The sequence below is a fragment of the Halomarina ordinaria genome (assembly GCF_030553305.1).
In the GTDB taxonomy this organism is placed as follows: domain Archaea; phylum Halobacteriota; class Halobacteria; order Halobacteriales; family Haloarculaceae; genus Halomarina; species Halomarina ordinaria.
This window is the reverse complement of record NZ_JARRAH010000004.1, coordinates 1-21,207: the sequence shown is the minus strand read 5'-3', so window position 1 is coordinate 21,207 and position 21,207 is coordinate 1. Positions and strand designations below refer to the sequence as shown.

General features: G+C 56.8%; 10 protein-coding genes. 9 read left to right on the top strand and 1 reads right to left on the bottom strand.

The genetic code is table 11. The features are described from left to right. Positions 1-177: 177 nt before the first annotated feature. From P1Y20_RS17175 to P1Y20_RS17150, 6 genes are read left to right on the top strand one after another with little or no spacing between them, the layout of a single operon-like run. A complete protein-coding gene (locus P1Y20_RS17175; protein WP_304449941.1) occupies positions 178-405 on the top strand; it encodes a hypothetical protein in 228 nt (75 codons plus the stop codon). Continuing rightward, on the top strand, positions 398-3,697 hold the full coding sequence (locus P1Y20_RS17170; RefSeq protein ID WP_304449940.1) for an ATP-binding protein: 3,300 nt from the start codon (positions 398-400) through the stop codon (positions 3,695-3,697). Before P1Y20_RS17175 ends, P1Y20_RS17170 begins: the two co-directional genes overlap by 8 nt. After that, positions 3,697-4,338, top strand: a complete 642-nt coding sequence (locus P1Y20_RS17165) for a DUF7680 family protein (protein WP_304449939.1) — start codon at positions 3,697-3,699, stop codon at positions 4,336-4,338. Before P1Y20_RS17170 ends, P1Y20_RS17165 begins: the two co-directional genes overlap by 1 nt. Next, complete coding sequence (locus tag P1Y20_RS17160) at positions 4,328-6,553, top strand: DUF1156 domain-containing protein (protein WP_304449938.1); 2,226 nt, start codon at positions 4,328-4,330, stop codon at positions 6,551-6,553. Before P1Y20_RS17165 ends, P1Y20_RS17160 begins: the two co-directional genes overlap by 11 nt. A gap of 47 nt (positions 6,554-6,600) precedes the next feature. Beyond that, positions 6,601-7,236, top strand: a complete 636-nt coding sequence (locus P1Y20_RS17155) for a hypothetical protein (protein ID WP_304449937.1) — start codon at positions 6,601-6,603, stop codon at positions 7,234-7,236. Between the two features lie 17 nt (positions 7,237-7,253). Continuing rightward, on the top strand, positions 7,254-11,201 hold the full coding sequence (locus tag P1Y20_RS17150; protein ID WP_304449936.1) for a helicase-related protein: 3,948 nt from the start codon (positions 7,254-7,256) through the stop codon (positions 11,199-11,201). Positions 11,202-11,279: 78 nt separating this feature from the next. Here the strand turns inward: P1Y20_RS17150 and P1Y20_RS17145 are convergent, their stop codons facing one another. Further along, positions 11,280-12,719, bottom strand: a complete 1,440-nt coding sequence (locus P1Y20_RS17145) for an AAA family ATPase (protein WP_304449935.1) — start codon at positions 12,717-12,719, stop codon at positions 11,280-11,282. Positions 12,720-13,048: 329 nt separating this feature from the next. On the opposite strand from P1Y20_RS17145, the gene P1Y20_RS17140 reads away from it, so the two are divergent. From P1Y20_RS17140 to P1Y20_RS17130, 3 genes are all read left to right on the top strand, one after another. After that, on the top strand, positions 13,049-15,697 hold the full coding sequence (locus tag P1Y20_RS17140; RefSeq protein ID WP_304449934.1) for a Piwi domain-containing protein: 2,649 nt from the start codon (positions 13,049-13,051) through the stop codon (positions 15,695-15,697). 109 nt (positions 15,698-15,806) lie between these two features. After that, complete coding sequence (locus P1Y20_RS17135; RefSeq protein ID WP_304449933.1) at positions 15,807-20,360, top strand: AAA domain-containing protein; 4,554 nt, start codon at positions 15,807-15,809, stop codon at positions 20,358-20,360. 138 nt (positions 20,361-20,498) lie between these two features. Next, the coding region (locus P1Y20_RS17130) for a DNA repair exonuclease (RefSeq protein ID WP_304449932.1) at positions 20,499-21,207 on the top strand (709 nt) is incomplete at its 3' end.

Genomic DNA, 21,207 nt, shown 5'->3' with positions numbered 1-21,207 from the left:
TCGGTGGTCGCGAGGACCACCATTAATTTGCATTGTGAGTAGACCGATTACCCCCAGTCACTTAGTATTCAGGGGGTAGTGGGGGGAGGGGCTGTAGAAGAAATACCACATTACAAAATCGGGAACTTAGACTAAGTAAAGGTTATAACATTCCCGCTAGGTGATGTGACTATCCAGATGACTCAGAAGACAATTGGACAGAACACCGGTCAATCGGGCCGGGTGAATTTGTCGGGACCTGAACTCGACCAATTTGATGCAGAAGTTGGGGACGCCATCAAGGTTGATGTCGCCGAATCCAAGGGAATCGCCAAGGCGATTATCGAGAACAGCAAGGAGAGTGAGTTTGTGATCGTGTCCAAACCAGCAGCTGATTCATCATCCACGGAGGAAATCGATGAGTAGTGAGTACCCCTCTCTTTTCGAGAGCTGTCAGCCACGAGACGATGTCTTAGACGGCTCGCTCCAGGAGGAACAGTTCGCTGCAAAACTCTCGACTGTCGTCCACAACCCTGAGAAGGCAGCACCAGTCTATCGAGACCCCGACTCGTTCTACGATATGACCTATCCCACGGAGGGTCTCCGCACGCTGCTCTCCAATCTCACGGGGCGTTTCTTGGCGACCACAAAGTACGACCCCAGCTCGTATACTTCGAGCATTCTCTGTCTCGACACACGGTTCGGTGGTGGGAAAACGCACGACCTCATTGCCTCTTACCATCTTGCTGAGAACCCCGTAGATATTGACGACCTCTCGCACTACCTGCTGGACGGCGACGAGGAGCTTGCGGCCGATTATCAAGATGCGGTGGCAGAGGGCCTCGATATTGCGACGGGGGTCTTCATCGGAACGAAGGCTGATAGCAAGGATGCCCGCCATGCCGACGACGATCCGGATGCTCCGAATACCCGGACGATGTGGGGTGAACTCGCGTACCAGCTCTATGGGCTCGATGGCTACGAGTACCTCAAGGACTACGACCAAGACCGGGACGCCCCCGGTGAGGGGACCCTCTCGAAACTCTTCGCTCAGCACGACCAGCCGGCCCTCATTCTGATCGACGAAATCGCCGACTACATGAACAAAGCCGCGGGCACGCCTGTCGGCGACAAGACGCTCGCCGATCAGACGCTTTCGTTCGTGATGGCGCTCCTCGAAGCGGCTGCCGAATCCGCGCACGTCACGGTCGTCTACTCTATCGCGGATACGGCCTTTGGTGAGCAGGCTGACCGGGTTCGTGATGGCGTCCGTGACCATATCGAGGAGGTCAATGAGATTGGCCGGCGGCAGCACAAGACGGTCACGCCGACCGACGAAAACGAGATCGGACAAGTCCTTCAGCACCGACTCTTCTCGGAAGTTCCAGAAAACGCCGCGCACGAAGCCGCCGACTCATACTTCCAATTCTATGACCAGGAAGATCGGCAGTATCCACAGGAAGCCACCGACGCTGGCTACGTGGATGTCCTCGCTCGCGAGTACCCCTTCCATCCCTCCTTAATCGACGCTCTCACAGACAAGATCGATACGATCCCTCGATTCCAGCGCACGCGTGATGCCCTCCGCTTGCTTGCTCGAGCCGTCTACTACCTCTGGAATCACCAGCCCGACAGTTACGACCGTCACTGGATTCGGATCTACGACCTCACAGTCGCTGATGACGACCCTGGCGGTGGGATTCAGACGATCCTTCGTGAGCGCCTATTCGACTTCGTCGATCTCGGTCCCGCAGTGACCGCCGACATCTACGACGACGATGGTACCGCGCACGCCCAGCTTGAGGACCGAAAATGGACCGAAAACGGTCTCCCCCCTCTCGGTACCCATCTGACGACGACAGTTCTCTGGCACAGCCTCGCATACGGTGAACAGGCCGCAGGCCTAACTCACGCCGATCTGAACCTCGCCATCGGCCATCCCGATCTGAACTTCGACGACTACGATGCCGCTCTATCCGCACTCCGGGGCGACGATATGGACGTCGCGTGTTACTTCCTCTACGAGGAAGAGCGCCTCCGATTCAAGCAAGAACCAAATCTGATCCGGATCATCGACCAGCGGATCGAGTCTACCCCCGAAGCAAGCGCTCATTCGCGTTTCCAGAACCGTCTCACCTCGAAGGAAATCGGCGATGGTGGCTTCCAGCCGGTGGAGTTCCCTGAATCGCCGGCGGACTTACCGGATACCCCGGATACGCCGAAGCTCGCGGTGATGCATCCGGACACCGCTGCTGTCGAAGACGGCGGCGATACGCCGCCAAATCGTGTGACTCAGCTCTACGAGCAGCAAGCCGCAAAACACGAGGGAGAGACTGAGACGCGAATCTACAAGAACTACGCTCTGTTCCTCGCCCCTGACGCTGATCGAATGGATGCTGCAATCGACGAGGCTCGGCGTCTCGAGGCTATCGAGGCCCTGCTTGATAGCCCTGAACAGAAAGCCGACCTCTCCTCGGAACAAATCGAGGAGCTTCGAGAACGGAGCGACGAGGCACAACTGATGCTCGGAGAGCTCGTTCGGAACGTCTACCGGCACCTCTACTACCCCGACCGGGACGGGCTCACCCACATCACCATCGGTGCGACCGAATCCAACGGCGGGACGACACTGGTCGACGCTGTCCAGACAACGCTCGAGGATAAGATCGTGAAACGCGACGCCGGCGCTCGTGGGTCCGCTCACGTCCAACAGAAACTCTGGCAGCAGACCCAGGACGCTATGTCCACCGAAGCGCTGGTCAACCAATACGCGAAGAAGCCGGGGCTGGACTACCTCTTCAGCACAAAACCGATTCGAGAGACTGTCTCCTCCCTCGTTAGTGACCACGGGTACGCATACTGGGATGGCGAGTCTGGGACAGCGTACTGGGTCGGGACAACGGAGCCTGAAACGTGGCCGCATCCGGAACCGTTCGCGAAATCTCCCGATGTCGAGACCTCGATTCGGGACAGCGATGTCCAAATCGGGGGCGCCTTCGTCGTTTATCGAGATATCGACGCGCTCGTCGACGACCACCTCGACGAAATCGACCGGCCAGAACAGACGGTTGCTACCTGTGCCGAGTGTGGGGCGGAGGTTGAAAACCCAGAAGGCAGCGAACCCTACTACTGTGAGGAACACCAGTCCGATACGACCTGTAGTTCCTGCGGAAAAGAGGTCGCTAGCGAGCAGCTGCTGGACGAACGCGGCCGATGCCAGGAGTGCCAGCCCGACGAGTCCTGGGAGGCAAGTAAGAAGATGATGTCTGCCTCACGGGCATTTTCGGAGGTCCGTCGCGATGCGGAATCGAAGGCCGGAACTGACCGGACGCCGCTGCTTGAAGAGGTGACCATCCAGGTCGGTGGGGACGAACCTTTCCAAGCGGCCAAGTTCATCAGTCAGCGTCCCGGATTCAAAGCTCGCGAAGACTCGGTGACGGTTCGAATGCAGTACGAAACTCGGACTGACGACGGGACGTACAGCGCGGAATTCACGGGGTCACCGAGCCGATTCCGGGACGTGATCGACCAGCCCGGCTCGTTCGGTGATGATCGAGAGACCATCCAGTTCCGCTTCCAGTTTGACGAGCCCGAACCGATCACTGACGAGGGTGACGACCTCCTCGCTGCCCTCGATAATGACCTCGATGCGGGCAACATCGACGTCCGGGTCGAAGGGCGTGGCCCGATTCAGGCGAGCTCGGAGGTGACGGTCTGATGGCGAGTCGCGGTTCGGAATTTGAGACCTCACCCGCTGAGGGAACAGAGGAGGATCGGCTGGTTCGCTACGGGACGAGTATGTTCGGTGGCCGCCCGACGTTCACGCTCGTCCGACGAGAGACAGACGGTGGCGGCGAGTGGACGCTCCACGAACTACTCCCTCGTGAACAGGCTGAAGCCCGCCGTGATCGCCTGGAGCGGGATGGTCGTTCGTTGAGTATCACACCAGTCGAGGATCTCGTCTCGGACGTCGCCGGGGACGACCTCCTTTCCAAGCTCGATGGCTGGACGTGGGATGAGTGGGCCGGCGCAAAGGTCGCACGGCTTGACCCGACCCGCGTCCGTGCGCTCCAGGATGTCGTCCGGGAAGCGGTCGAGGGCACGCCAGGAGATTCATCAGAAGTTCTCACTGGGGGGGCTGGATTCGTATTCCTACCCGAGACGGCAGGCGTCCGGCTTGCTGTTGCCTTCCGTGGCGTGAAACCGATTCAGCGTATCGACCGGATGCGGTCGCTGGCTCGAGGCGTTGCACGGATGAGCGATGAGGAGTGTTACTACTGGTACGCAAAGTGTCGGTCTCCGTCGAGTCCGAACGGCGAAAAGGCCCTTCGAGTGTTGCTGACGGACCATGTCAAATAGAAAAATGACTGAGGATAATTCTAATTCAGACGGTATTGAGGGACAGAATCTTGCAATAGAAGGAAAACTACCACTAAAAGCCGTAGGGATAGAGAATTTGAAGGAGGCAAACCCCAAACATATGCCTCCTCATCGGTACCTTCACCCTTGGTTCGCTCGCCGTCCTACTCCTGCAGCTCGGTTAGCGACTTTGGCCTCTATCCTCCCTGAGGGTGTAGATTCTGACCAAATACTCAGTTGGATACAAATCGGCCCCAAAGAGGGGATTGAAGGAGACATCTCAGAATACGTTGAGAAAAAGAAAGCTAGTGAGGGGGATAGAAGTGGTTCTCTGGGTGAACATTATGGCTATCCTCGTCCATTTACACAATCACCGAATAAAAAAGAGAGACGTGATATCCATGAAATACTGGAAGAGACATGGGATGGTGAACTTCCAACCGTATTAGACCCGTGTGCGGGTGGGGGCATAATTCCATACGAGGCTATCAGATATGGTTTACCGACTAAGGCTAACGAGCTAAACCCGGTTCCTTCGGTAATCCTACAGGTATTATTGAATTACGCACCAAGAGTTGGGTCACTCAAGGACGACTTGGAGCAATGGAGCCAACGTATTGATGACCTTGCGGAAGAGCGACTGGAACAATACTTCCCCTCAGAAGGAGAGCATGACTCCGTCGATTCTTACGTCTGCGCACATGTTGTTACTTGTCCCGACTGTGGAACAGATATACCGTTAGTTTCGAAATGGTCTATTCGTACACGACGGAGTGCAGATACCGTTATCTCTGTTCCAGAAGTGGCTGAAGATGGCTCGATTGGGTACGATTGTCTGATTGAGCCAACTGAGGAAGAACTAGACGAATTTGATCACAAACAGGGGACGGTCTCTCGCGGTGGTGACGCTGAGTGTTTGAATTGTGGTATCGTGACTGAATCTGAGGATATCGTAGAAATGCATCAGGAGGGGGATTTCAGTTATGACATCATCTGCGTCCGCTATATGAACTCCTCTGGAAATTACAGTTTCCGGGCTCCTAATGAAGCTGATTATGAGGCATTAACGAGTGCTGAACAACGTATTGAGTCTGATTTTGATCTTGCATCGTTCTTGACTACTCCTCTACCAGAAGGAGAAAAGACCCGGGAACCACGGGAACATGGAATTCATGAATGGAGGGATATGTTCACTCCCCGCCAGCTGGTCTCTCACTACGAGTATTACAGGTCCTTTGAGGATAAGAAGGATGAAATCAAAGAAGAATATCCGGAAGGTGAGGCAGAAGCACTTCTGACAGTTCTTTCTTTAGTTCCGGGCAAACTTGTTGATTATAATTCGCGATTCTCACCATGGCATACAGGGAAAGGATATCCTTCGAACGCGATGGGGGGTAAACACCTGTCTCTTGCAAAATCATTTGCCGATATCAATATGTCGGTCGGTGGAATGGGTAGTTACCAATCTGCCATTAGAAAAATAATTGAATCTTATGAAGAACTGGTATCTTATCTTCCCGACGATGCTTCCCCTGCGGAACTATCTACGGGAGATGCTGCGAGTCTACCATATTCGGATAACGAAATTGAGGCCGTTGTGATCGATCCTCCATACTATAGCAGTATTATGTATGCAGAACTATCTGATATGTTCTATGTGTGGATGAAGGAATATTTAGACGACGTCTATCCTGACCAGTTCCAGCCGGATCTCACGAACAAGGATGATGAAGCGGTTGCAAATCCCAGCCGATTTGAAGGTATTGCAGGCGGCTCTGATTCTAAGCGAGAATTAGCAAATAATGAATATGAGCAGAAAATGAGCGAGATCTTCTCAGAATTATACCGCGTTCTCAAGCCTGGTGGAGTGATGACTGTAATGTTCACGCACAAAGAAACAGATGCTTGGGATACTCTTACCAAATCCCTGATCAACTCTGGCTTTACGATAACATCAACACACCCGATTTCTAGTGAGATGCCTGCTAGAATCGACACTCAGGATAGTGGGTCTGCTGATAGCACTCTCTTACTTACTGGGCGGAAGACCACCGAAGGCTCATCTCCGATCGATAGTGATGTACCAACTCTTTGGAGTGATGTGCGTGCCGACACACGGCTTGCCGCGAAAGACGCTGCACGGGATCTTCTTGATTCGGGCCTCTCTCTCTCACGAAGACTGATGTTATCATTTCCGCATTCGGTCCAACTCTAAAAGTATACGCTGATGCCTATCCAGTTGTCGATGATCAAGATGAACCAGTGCCGCCGCGGCGCGCATTAGAGGAAGCCCGCGAAGCTGTGACACAGATTCTTGTCGATGAGTATCTGGAGGGGGGAGGTCTGGGTGAATTGGACGACATAACAGAATGGTATGTCCTCTCGTGGCTTGTTCACGAGTCAGATACATTCAATTACGACGAGGGACACCAATTAGGACTCGGTATTGGGGTCGATATCGACGAAATCAAGCGTTCCACCAAACTTTGGCGAAAGCGCCGAGGTGACATCAAATTGCGTGGCTATGACGATAGGGTACAAGATATTACTCTCCCCAAAGAGGAACGTTCTAACCGGAAACCAGTCGATCCAGATGCTATTTCCTTCACAATTGCACTGGATGCGGTCCACGCAGCGATGCATGTTTACGCGAAGCAAGGTGAAGACGTTGCAATTGATTGGCTCAAAGAACGGAATTTCGATACGGATGCGCCATTCAAAGCCACTCTAAAAGCACTCTTGCAGGTACTCCCCCAGGATCATCCTGAATGGGAGGCTGCTCGCGACCTCGCCTTAGGTCGGACCCACGACGCACTCGGTCTCGAATTCACCCCTACTGATTTCACTGACGTCTCAGAAGACAGGGCCGAACAGACCGAACTCGGTGACCACGCCTAACTCGAAACCCCTCCAGTATGACTAATCTACGTGACCGCGAGTGGCAGTCGATCTACGAGAGCAAGCCCGAGCAGGGGCGAGCCCATCTCGTCAAGGACTTCTACGAGCCCGCATTGGAACGCAGTCAGCAATACGACCGGATCGCGGGCTACTTCTCGAGTACGGCACTCGCGGCTGCTGCCAACGGCATTCACGCCCTCGTCGAGAACGATGGTGAAATGCGCCTCATCGTCGGCACCGAACTCTACGAGTCTGACCGTCCGGTTCTAGAGACGCTCACCGACCGCCTCGAGGAAAACCTCGAGGACCTCGATGACGAACGCCTGGATGCGAACCTCCGTATTCTCGCGCGTCTCCTCCGCGAGGGCCGGATCCACATCAAGGTCGCCTATCCACGCTCTCCCTCTCACGACTGGGAGATCTTCCATCCGAAAGTTGGACTCTTCCACGATAGCGGCGGAAACACGATTTCGTTCGAGGGCAGCGTCAACGAGACGGTCGGCGGCTGGGCTCGCAACTATGAGCGGTTCAAAGTTCATCGGTCGTGGGTTCCTGAACAGGCGGACTACGTCGCCGGCGACGAGGAAACCTTCGAGCGACTGTGGAGTGATGAACACCCCTTCGTCGAAGTGTATGACCTCCCCGAGGCGATCGAAGAGGACATCATCGACTGGAAAGCCCCAGACACCGAGAGCGATCTCCAGGAAGCGATTCAGATCGCGAACGGTACAGCTCCGCCGACGGAGCGCGACAAAGCGAACATCATTCAGGATGGACCGCTCTCGCCCGGTGGGCTCGCACTGGCCGAGGAAGCGAGCACGATCACGCCGTGGCCACATCAACGAGTTGTCTCGGACACACTCGTCAATACATATCCACAGAGCTTCTTGCTGTGTGACGAGGTGGGGCTCGGGAAGACGATCGAGGCCGGTCTTACACTCTCCCGGCTTGGACTCACCGGGGAGCTTGAAACCGGGCTGTTGCTGGTTCCGGCGAGTCTGCAGCGGCAGTGGCAGGAAGAGCTCTGGGAGAAGTTCAACATCAACGCCGTCCGATTTGACCGGGACACAGCGGGCGATCACGTATTCCGGGATGTCCGCGGTCGCGATCACTATCCACCATCGGCAACGGACCTCGACCTCACTGGGGAGCGCGAATGGACGGACAGCCCCATCTGGCGGTTCCTCTACGAACAGCAGTCGACTGATGCCGATGTATCGTCGCCGCTGGATGGGCCGACGGTCGTCATTATGTCCTGGCACACGGCTCGTCTCGACGACCGGTGGGATCAGGTCGCTCCCTTAGACCGGGTATCCGACCGGTCTCGGGACGTCATCCCGGCAAGCTGTCGCGGACGCGACCACGATACGGAAGACCGGATGGGCGTGTGGGACGCCGTCATCGTCGACGAGGCGCACAACGCCCGACGTGGCAGTAATTTCTACGCTCTTCTCGAACAGCTTCGCGATTATACGCACGCCTACTACCTCTTGACGGCTACACCGATGCAATTGCACTCAGGCGAACTTTACGATCTGATGCAGTTGCTGGATCTTCCGGGTGGTTGGGATAACCGGGATACCTTCATGGAGTTCTTCGAAACCCGAGACGGGCTGTCGCGGGCCCTCAACGAGGTTCTCGACAACCCTAGTTCAGAGTCCGACAAAGCGGAGGCTTCCTGGGACACGCAAGCCACGCTCGATGGACTGGAACACCAAGACCGGCTCCCGACGGACCGACCATTCTCCTCAAAAGTCTTCCAGCACCTTGCAGACGAACTCGAGATCAATGAGGACAGACAGGACCGTGCCATTGCCAAAGAGCGTGTGCTGACCGCGTGCCGGCTCGCACGAGCCTATGGAGACGCCTACGACGGCTATCTCGACCATGTCGACGACGCGATGGCAGATTATGACATCGACCGCTTCGAGGCGAGCGAGGATACGAAACTCAAACGGCTCCTCTATCCTGAAGACGCCGACGAGTGGTTGATGGCGTCCCGCAGCGACCGACAGGACGCACTTGACGAACTTTCCCCGGGCGGTTGGCGAGTCATCCGCGATGTTCTCGCAGAGTCCACGCCCGTCGACGCGCTCATTCACCGGAATACACGGGATACACTCCGGAAGTACGAGGCAGTCGGTCTCCTCGAAACAACCGTTCCGAACCGAAATCCCGAACAACGGAAAATCGAACTCACCGAGGAGGCACGGGCGGTCTACGACCAGATCGACGAGTACACACGTGAATTCTACAAGCGAGCCCAACAGACTGACGAAGCCCAAACACGCGCCATTGGGTTCGTGATGACCACGTACCGGCAGCGACTCACGTCGAGTGTCTATGCGATCAGTCAGAGCCTGAAACACCGGCTTGAGACACTTCGGGCGCAACGAACCGTGCTTGCCGGACGGGAACGCGCTCGTGATCGGGACTATGGTGATGCGGAGCAGGTCGTCCTCGAAACGCTACAAGACGCAGACCTCGACGACGGGGATGTTCTGGATGAACTCGACGCTAGTAGCGACGACTTGGACCTCTCTGAACTCATCCCGAGCGTGACTGAAGAGGGGAAACAGCTTATCGAGGAAGAAATCGAGGCCCTGGAAGCGTTCGTCAACGACTTAGACTTGGTTGATACAGATCCGAAGATTCAGCAGCTGTACAACGACCTCGACGAGCTGGACCGGGCTGGTCACAACCGGGTGATTGTCTTCACGCAGTACGCGGACACAATGGACTTCATCCGGGACAGTCTCGCGGACCTTCTTGGAGCGACAATCGCGACGTACTCCGGTCGTGGCGGCGAGCTGTACGACCCCGATTCTGAAACGTGGGAGCACGTCGGGAAAGAGCGCGTGAAGCGTGAATTCTCACGTGATGATGGCCTGGTCGATATCCTCGTCTGTACCGACTCCGCGAGTGAGGGGCTAAACCTCCAGGAGTGTGGGGCGCTCATCAACTACGACCTGCCGTGGAATCCGATGAGGGTTGAACAGCGTATCGGTCGGATTGACCGCATCGGCCAACGATTCGACGAGATTCGCATTCTCAACTACAGCTACGAGGATACGGTTGAGACGGACATCTATGATCGCCTTGACGACCGGATTGGTCTCTTCGAAAATGTCGTCGGTGAGATGCAACCCATACTCTCAGGCGTCAGCCAACAGATTCGGGATGCGACCTTGAACGCCGACAGCGCTGACGACCAGACTGCGGTCGAGTCAGCTGACCGCGAGTTCTCTGAAGAACTCGAAGAACGCGATCAGGGCGATCGCGTCGATGTCGGAGAGTCACTCGAGGACGTCGACGACCTCGTCGCTCAGGACGTTGTCGACGAAGCAAAACTTGATGCGTGGCAGTCCTACAATCACCCAGATCTTGTCGATGTCGGCGAGGAGGAATACGAGTATCAACCTCCGTTCGAGACACCGAGTCTTCAGTCAGTGTTGGTCGATAACGACGCTCTTGCCGAGGCCGGTGTCGAATTCACTCCGGTTCATGAGATTGACTTCGAGTACGATGACGGGGACTTCGACTTTGCGGACAGTACATATCGCCTTTCAGTAGGTGATGCACCGATTGAGGTCCCAGCCGGGGATGGGGAACAGACGATTGCACAGGCTATTGCGACTGCTGCTGATGAAGTGGCGGTGACGTTCTCGGCTGTGTGTGCTGACGAGTTCCCATCCGTTCAGCATCTTGCACCAGGTCATCCACTTCTAGGACAGCTCCTCACAGTACTGCAGGATGTGAGTGAGGATCCGTCGCGGCTCCATCAGCGAATCGTGACTCGACCCGATCAAGACCAGGAGCCAGTAGTGTGTGCGTGGGGACGGGACGGCGTGTTTACCCGGATTGCAGGCGATGGGGCAGTAACTGAAAATGGACCGATGGATTCCCTTCCGACGTGGTGTGATCAATTCCTCGATAACCGAGAGAAGTCAACAAAACCGCCATAACTGCTGTTGGAATCGATTGCCCTATCTATACACTTCATCCTCTGAGTTTGTAATTAGTATTGATCGTCTGATATCTATCTAACATATGTAGAGTAGCATCCAGAGTGGAAGACGAAGGACTTGATCATCACCAGCGTATGGTTGTCGGATATCTTCTCCCGCAACAACTCCTCGCGTAGCTTCTGTGTCGTCAAGACAGTCGATGACCGCTTGCGTCGCAGCATCTTCGCCCCGACGAGTACTAAGAGCGACAGGAACTGGAGATCCGTACACGTCAAGGACAAATTCAACCGTCTCATTTGCTTCGTCCCAATAGCGAACTGGCATATCAACGTCGGTGTAATCGTTCATATAGAAGCTAAGCCGACGGAGATGATCATACACAACCGAGTGGATGAGATTCTCTCGATGATCATCCGTCCGTGGGGCTGAATCGGCATCCGATAAGAGATTCAGGGCACTCACGTACCGCGGATCCCGGAGGTACATCCGGAGAGTCCGGTGTCGTTCGTAGCCCCACTTGTACGAGGGGGAGAGGACGAAAAAGTCCTGAAGAATATCGAGATACTTCCTGATTGTCCGCCGGTCGGTATCTAACTGGTTCGTAAGTCGACTGAATTGATACTCCTGAACAGGTTCTTGAGCCACTAACACACAAAGCGTGAAGAGATCCCCTGCATCCTCAATCGAATAGAACTGCTGAACATCTTTGTATAGCGCCAACTGAAGTCGTTGTTTGATCGTTGAAAGTCCTCGGCCCTCTTCATCACGAAGCCCACTGTTGAATAGATAATTGTCTACGACAGACGACAAATCATCACATTCCGTGGCGAGATAATCGTGAAGTGTGAGACATTCGTCGACAATCGTTGTGAGGTCTACCCCACGCTTCGCAGCGATACCATCTCGGATATGGTAGATGAAATCCTCTTTGTCTGCTTCAGGAACACCCGCTTCGATACTCGCAAAGTCATAGAACTTCGGTGGGAGAAGAATGGATCGATTATCCGATAGTGAACCATCGAAATCTTCGATTTCAGGTACTTCTGTCGGCAACGTCACAGCCACGTGGAGCGACTCCGAGCGAGCAAGTAGCTCATTGACCTGCTCTGCCCAATTATCCAGCTGGTGAATGTCATCGAAGAGGAAATAGGTCGATCCGTCCTCCGATGTCTGTCGGCGGATGTACGAAGTGTACCACTCGTAGATATCGATGATGAACTGATCGCTTTCGAGTGCGTAAATTGGATTCTCGAGCGGAACGTATACGACGTGGTCGGGCTCAACGTCGTAATCAACGATGAAATCATGGACAATCTGATAGAGCGTCGCCGTCTTTCCGCTCCCGTCTGCTCCTACGAGTGCGTAAAATGATTGCTCGCGAACGCTGTCGAGATGATTCCTGTAATCACTGCGTCGCGACTCTCGATACGGCGAGTCGTCTGAGCTAGGTGGATCTCCACTCTGCCACCACTCATTGTAGAGTGGGAGATCCCGCTGGAGTCGACTTGTAAGCACAATCCTAGTATGAACTAGAGGGACAAGTGCTTTGCGCTACTACTAATACTCTTATAAACTATGTTTAATGAAGCCCGAACACTCACTATAACATCGGAGTGATCCAATTTCTACGTTGTAATGTGGATATCCGATATCTTTAAGCGCTAGGCCGTCGTTGAGGGTGGTATGCTGCATCATACCGGCGTGCGACCCTCTACCCGATCACGACGACCACGAATTTCAAGGGGGCCGAAACCGAGCCTACAAACCGTCAAATACCGACTATCCGCCGTCCTGGGCCCCGATTATCGCCACCGGAGCAGATATCGTTCATCTGGGGTGTATGTATGAACACGCGCGAGGAGATCACTGACGGCGAACAGCTGACTATCGAACTCCGCGCGACGGAGATCATCGGAATCCACAAGGGCAGTCTCGCGCGGAAGGTGCTCTTCGAGGATGCCGACGGCGCTGAAGTCCCGCTGGTCATCTTCGAGAGCAACGACTGTGCAACGTTCGACTGGGACGAGGGTCGCTGGTACAGGCTCGAAGGAGCCGAGGGCAACTACTACGAGAACTGGGATGAACTCCAGCTCGTCCCCTCGTGGGACTTCGAAATCGTTCCGCTTGATGGACCGCCGGCTGCTGCGAGCGATCCGACGAACCTTACCAGCACGGCCGAAACGTCGGATACGGCGCCGAACAGTACGGAATCCACGGAGGCTGACGAGTCCGACTTCCAACCCGCCTCGGATGTTCGACAGACTGGGCAGACGACCGCCGACGGCGGCGCCGCGTTGGCGCAGCAGTCGCTTGCTCCCGGCAACTATCTTCTCCACTTCCCGCTGGGCAATCTCTCACAGTTGGATGTCCATAAGTACGAACTCGATGTTCCTGGGGGCCTTGACCCGTCGGACGACGATCTCGACAACGGCGTGCTAGGTTTCACAGCCCGGGCCGCAGCGCGCTTCCGCTACCAGAGTGAGGCACCTGTTACCACGAACGGCCCGCTGCGGGTATACGCGGTCGACAAACTCCACGAGAACCTCTCAATCAACGGATACACCGTTCGTCCTGTTCACCAAGGGATCGCGACGCTCGAACCCCAGTCGTTCGACGATCAAGAGCCACTGCGTGAACTCGTCAAACAGGACGTAAAGGCGTCTCTCCGGGGGAAATATGTCATCAACGCGATCAACTCGATCGTTGAGTTCGCCCCGCAACTCAAAGCGACCAGCGGCGACTTCACTGCTGCTCGTGAGTACAAGTGTCGGATATGGGTGGACTCCGATGGAACGGTTATCTGTGGCGTGAACGTCGGCTTCCGTCTCGCATCGACATTTTCGGCGGCCGAGTACGTTCACCGTGGATACGAAATCGAAGGGGTCAGTGTCGAGCACGACACGGACGTCTACGACAATTCTGGTACGGGAACCGTCACCGAACTCGCCGACACGGGGTACACCGAGCGTGTACCCGAGATGGGTTCGTCAATCGCTGAGTATCACGACCAAAGCGGCTACGTTGAGGAAGACCTCATTAAGAGCGTCGCAGCCGGCGAGCCGGTGATGGCCCACATCGACTACGGTTCATTCAGTGGGCTGCAGGCGCTCGACTATTGCCGGATCGTCCCGACGCTCGATCAGCTCAAGATCGTCGACCCAGACTTCCACGAGCGGTTCCAACGGTCCGCCCGACTGACGCCGGATGAGCGCTATTCGATCGCGACGTCTTTCGTGAAGTCGCTGGGGATGACACCAGCGCTCGGGCTCGAGCCTGCAACGCAGCCATCCAACACCTGTTACGACGAGCTCACAGTCAACACGCGGAGCAACAATCTCCGGTTCGGTAGCGGTCAGACTGCCTCCTACGGCGCTCGGGGGCTGGAAAACCACGGCGTCCACCAGTCACCGGAATCATTTGACCTACTCACCGTCTACCCCGAGCAGTACAAAGAAGGAAGTCGGGAGTTCGTTCGACGGCTCCTCTCGAAACTGAATGACTACGACGCGAACGCGACTCGCCTCAATCAGGAAACCTACAGTCTCGGATCCGAGTTCGCGTATACGCAGGTGGCCGAACAGGCGACCGAGTACGACGGTGTCGTCGCGGTCGTTCCCGATCAGGACTGGCTCAAGACACAACCCGACATCGACGATCCGTACCCCGAATTCAAGCGCCAGTGGGGGCAGGAAAAACTCCCTTCCCAGATGATCCAGGTCTCCAACCTAGACGAGGAATCCTATCTGGGAAACATCGCCTCAGGTTTAGTCGCGAAGTGCGGGGGAATCCCATGGCGCATCCATGAAGTTCCGGGACAGACGGACGTGTTCATCGGGTTAGATGTCACGTACGATCCCGCCACCGGCCAGCATCTTGGTGCCAGCGCGAACGTCGTCCTCGCCGACGGGACGATTCTCGCGTCACAGTCCGTGTCGTTGCAGAGCGGTGAGACGTTCGAGATCGACGACATCGTGGATATCATCAAGAATCTCCTGTCGGTATATCTCCGTGAGGAAGACGATACCCCCCGACACGTAATTATCCACCGCGACGGGCAGTACTATCTCGATGTCGACGAGCTGGCGGAACGGCTCGACCAAGCCGCCGAACTAATCCCGAAGTTCGATCTGGTGGAAATCCGGAAGAGCGGGAACCCTCGGATCGCTAACTACACCGGGGACACTTTCGAGGTCGCGAACAAGGGGACCGGGTTCGTCGCGCAGCACGCTGATCACGCGTACCTCGCGACGACCGGGGATCCGGAACGCGTCCCAGGAACGCCTCGGCCGATTCGACTGGTCAAGCGTCACGGCTCGACCGACTTGGAGACCCTTGCGAAGCAGGCCTACTGGCTCTCGGAGGCCCACGTGGGATCGATCAGCCGGTCGACTCGGCTCCCTATCACCACCTACTATGCGGACCGCTGTGCCGAGCATGCGCGGAAGGGGTATCTCCTGAGTGGGGAACTTATCCGGGGGGTTCCGTACGTGTGATCAGAGGGATGCAGCATTTCACGGGGCATTCTCCTCGGTCTCTCGGTCAGATAGCTGTCCTGAGCCGAACGATTATGACGGCTGTCACAACAACTAGGGGATACTAAATATGGCCACGTCATCGACACCTCCTCCGCCCATTGAGGTCCCCGCCGAAGTGCTTGAGAAACCGCCAGTCCTTCCATCGAAGCTTGGGCGCTTCGTCAACCTTGATGGCTGTCCGCAGTGGTTCCAGTTCGAGTATGACGACGAGTACGCCGCCGAACGACGGCGTGAGCACGATTACAAAGAGGCCTTTCACCCGCTGAACCTACTGCTGGCAAAAGACGGGAACGACTACGAAGAGCAGGTCGTCGACGAGCTCCGAGATCATGCCCACGTCCGCGATCACGATCATATTGAGACGTGGGAACGCTCTCGGCCAGCGTTGCTCGATACGTTCGATGCGGCACTCGATCTTCCTGATCCTACGGTGCCACTCATCCTCGAACAGGCGCGACTCGGCAACCATCTAGACGCGTGGCCGGTCGCCGGAGATGCCGACCTCTTGGTGTGCTGGCCCCTCCCGCTGGACGCCGAGGAGAACGACACCGATCGGGTGGGGCTACGATTTCGCATCCTCGATATCAAAGCCGCCCACGAGGAGAAGACCTATCAGCAAATTCAGGTTGCCTGCTACACCCTTCTCCTGCGTCAGTTTCTCGAACACGTCGACGTCGACTTCCCCTATGTAATCGAGGGAGGAATCATCATCCGTACTGACGAGTTCGACGACGCGGCACCGGAGGCCTTCCCTTCGTTTGACCTCCGAAACCGCGAGGTAGACGTACGTCGCCTCATCCGGGAAGACGGTCCACTCGATGACCTCTACAACGCTGAGTCAGACCGGGTCACCTACCAACTTGAGCCGAAATGCCACGGCTGTGCGTACAAGGAAGCGTGTTACACTGAGGCACTCGAATCGGGATCTACTGCACTGCTGGGGTTATCGCGGAACGACCAGGCAGTCCTCGCTGATTATGGTGTCGACACTATCGAGGACCTCGCCGGACTGGCGTACCCCCCTGGTGAGCCGCGCCCCTACGACTATAACGACCTCCGTCCTCGCGACCGTGAGACGTACCAGGCGCTCCTTGACGAACCGGGGGTCTCGGAGCGGCTTCAAAATCACATCCAGCGTGCCCAATCGTTCTGGGGGCGGGTCGCCCCTGGAACGACGTTTGCCGCTGGCGGGCGTACGCCCGTTTGGCTCGTCGGGAGCGGCGATGGCGCACTCCCCGCTGATGATCCTGGATTCGATCTCAATCAGCCCATCGAGCGGGGTGGGATGATCCGGATCTACCTCAATATCCAGCGAGACCACCGCTACGACCGAATCAACGCGATCGGAGGGTATGTGTCCGCGTCGAACGCCGATGATTCCGTCCGGTTCGGCCATGTCGCGTCGGCTGTTCCCGACTCGGTGGCCGAGGCCACCGCGCTTGAAGAAGAGTTACTCACGGACGGACTGGAAGATCTGTTCCGTGCCGTCCAGACCCTCGGCGCAGCGATGGATACCGATCAGGCCGCTGTCCACTTCTATTTCTTCACGAACAGTGAGTACGAGACCCTCGTCGAGGCCGCGACTCGGCAGGAAGTCCCCGGAGCGTCCGCAGTTCGTGACCTGCTTGGGCTCCGGGCGGCTCTTAGTGGTCGGGGCGACGAAGCGTTCGATCATGACGAGCAGGCAATGGTCTCCATTGTCCAGCGGGAGCTCCGTGAGCGGCGTGCTCTCGGTATTCCCACAGTCGGGCTCCTACCAGCACTTGATGTCTGTGAAGCCGATGAGGATACCCTCTATCGGCGTGACTGGGGGTATACCCGGTCGGACGGAGTGGAGGTTGATCTCAAGGAGGCGTTCGACTACAAGCTGTTTGACTACACCGTTGGCTATCGGCGGGAGCGCCCTGGCCTTGCCCTCTATGCCGAAGACGATCGCGATGGCTACTATCCCTCCCGACCACGGGGGAGAGCGGAGATTCCACTGGAGTACATATGGGCCGCTCACGAGGTGCTCACACCCGAGTGGGCGGCAGAAATCAAAGAGGAGTCAGATGGCTATCAGTCTGTCGAGCCGTTCAGATGGATCGACGAGGACGCTCAGACCACTCGGATCACGATTGAGGATCTCGAACAGCTCGTGATGCGATTCGCTCACGGCTGTGCTCATCTAGAACGCTCTCTCGAGTACCGCAACGCGGACCTCACCAAGCGACCGATCATTCTCGACGAGCTCTCCACGTTCACTCTCGGAGAGAGTCATACTGCCCGGGCCGCGACGGAGTTTCTCGCACTCGAACACGAGTCGGGTCGACGGGACCAGCTCAAATCGTACGGCCTGCCAGTCACCCAGCGCATCAGAAATGGCGAGGCTGTCCCGGTTGTCGTCACCGACGCCTGGGTAGATGGTGATACAAACATTCTCCACGTCGACGGCCATCTTCCCTACGATCCACTCTTCGACGACGGGGAACGGGTTGCCCGGGCCTGTCGACTGAAAGAGACCGACGGTTCGACGATGGGCTCGTGGGTGGTCGCGAACCGATTGGATCGGCACGCCGACCCACAGGATTCCCCGCAACCGCAATACATCGAACACGGGCCCGCGCTCACCGTTGAGGACCTCGATATTGAAGAACGAACGATCCATCTCACCGCCTTCCCGTCTCGGGGGCAAGGGAATCGCGAGTATCGAACGTGGCATCGAGGATGGACTATCGATCCAGACGACGAGGACGACAGCACATACCTGTTCGTCGAGGACGAGATCTTCATTCTCGACAAGCAGACCGACGATATCGTCGCTCAGCGTGCCTACGATCTCCTTGGGGAAGCACAGAACAACACGCTCTGCCGCCTGATCGACGATCTTGCGACCGGGCGACTCGAGACCCTAACAACGGACGCGATTTCGGATGCTGGTGTCCAGGGCTACCTCAATTGGGCCACACCACCAGATCGAGAGACGGTCGATGTCGGTGACGTCCCAGAGGAGGGTCCCGAGGAAGACGGACCCGACTTAGGCGAAGGAGATACAGCTGAACTGACCGTGGACCCTCCACCGAACACAGAGCAACAGGGATTCATTGCGGAGACAACCGCTCAGTTAGTTCTCCTGCAGGGTCCACCAGGCACTGGGAAGACATCGGGGGCACTCGCACATGCGACCCTCGCCCGGGTACGAGCCTATGCGGTCGACGACCGTGATTGTGCCGGGATAGTGGCTGGAGAGTCGAACAAGGCCGTGGACGAGGTTCTTGAGGATGTCCACGCGGCTCTAGTCGCGTATCGAAATGAGGGGGAACGCGCTGAGGATACCGGCTGCGATGACCTGCTCGATCACCTCGAACTCGTTCGGCTGACGTCCGACGAACCTGACGACTCCTTAGAGCACGTCACCTATCTTGATTACCACGAAGACGATGCGGAGCTTCGGCGGATCGTCGGTCGACTTCGTCGCCAAACAGGCCAGCAGACGCTCGTCTTTGGCACGCCCGCCCGGCTGTACAAACTCGTCGATAACTTCGACGTCATGCAGGGGGGCGACCGGACCCCCGAGGACTGGCTGGCCGGAAACGCGTCGTTCTTCGATATACTCGCTGTTGACGAGGCCTCGATGATGCGGCTCCCGTCGTTCCTTTCCGTTGGGGCCTTCCTCCATGACGACGCGCAGATGTTGGTCGCCGGCGACCAGCGACAGATGCCCCCCGTTCGCCAGCACGAGTGGGAGCGTGAATTCCGCCGAACGACTCAAGAGCGTCGGCCATCGCTTTCAGCTCTCGACTACTGTCGGCTACTCCGGGGGGACGATATCGGTGTCGATGACTGCACTCGAGGCGATCATCCTGCTGAGCGCTGTGTCGTTGCTGGCACAGCTACGATCCCCTTGTATCAGCTAGAGCAAAGTTATCGGTGTCACGAGCGAGTTGCCGAGTTCCTCCGTGAGCATATTTACGAACAGGACGGAATCCCGTACTACTCCGAAGAGAGGGAGACGGTACGCCGGCCAACACCGGTTAGCCGAGGAGTGGGACGGGTGCTCTGTGATCCGGACATTCTCGACGCCGAAGATGCTGTCCCGCACGCGCTGACACTCATCGTCCACGACGAGGACGCCTCACGCCAGTCGAATCCAGTGGAGGCGGCCATTGGGGCGGCGATCGCCGAATCCAGCCACCCCGACGACGCTGTTGGGATCGTCACGCCACACAACGCTCAGCGCGGTCTCCTGGACACCTATCTGAACGATGTCGAGTGCGACACCGTCGAACGATACCAGGGCGGGCAGCGGCCGGTTATTCTGGTGTCGGCGACTGCTTCGGATCCCGATTTCGTTCAGATCGAGTCGGAATTCCTGCTGAATCCGAACCGCCTCAACGTTGCTATGTCCAGAATGCAGCGGGGACTGATCGTCGTCGCGTCCGAGCAGGTGTTCGATGTCATCCCACCAGAGGTTGAGGAGTACGAGCGCGCGGGTCTCTGGAAAGGCTTGTTCGACGACCTTGACGTGCTTGACCACCCACCGGTATGGGAGGGCACACTCGATGCGCTCGTCGGCGATACCGATCTGGGCGCTCTCGACCCACCGCTCGATACGCAGCTCGAAGTCCACACCCTTCACTGACTACGAATCCATGAGTAGCATCCAATCCACATCGACCGCCGCACCGTTCGCCCAATATCAGGAAACCGCCGAATGGGTCCTTGAGAGCTGCCTCGATACCGTTTCGAGTAGTACTAGCCGTTGTATTGGGGTGTACCGATGACCGTCCTCCTCCACACGTCGGACACTCATCTTGGGTATCATCAATACCATCGCCAGGAGCGGGCCGATGACTTCGCCGCAGCGTTCGAGCAGGTAATCGACGACGCGATTGATCTCGACGTCGACGGTGTTGTTCACAGCGGAGACATGTTTCACGATTCGAATCCGCGCATCGGGCCGCTTCTTCACGCAATCCGACAACTCCGTCGGCTCCAGGCAGCCGATATTCCCTTTCTCACCGTCGCAGGGAACCACGATTCGACTCGCGACGAGCAATGGGTTTCCGTGTTCTCGGAGGTCGCTGATGCGATTCATCTCAATTATGAGCCGACAGTCCTGGACGACGTGGCCGTCTACGGGCAGGATTACGTGTCCCCATCGCGACGAGATCAGCTGGAATACGATTTCGAACAGCACGATGCCGAACACGCGGTGTTGGTCGCGCACGGCGCGTTTGAGCCGCTAGTCCCGCATGCGGAGTGGTCGCTTCCCAGCGTTCTGTCCTCGTCCTCTATTGGATTCGACGTGGCGCTTCTCGGCGACGATCACACGCCTGCCTACGAGGATATCGGGGGAACGTTCGCGACCTATCCCGGCTCGACTGAGCGGACGGCGACCGACCAACGGGCCGAACGTGGCTACACTATTGTTCAGTTCGGGGCGGATGCCAGAGCAGGGGATGAGCGTGAAGATCGAGACGACGTGT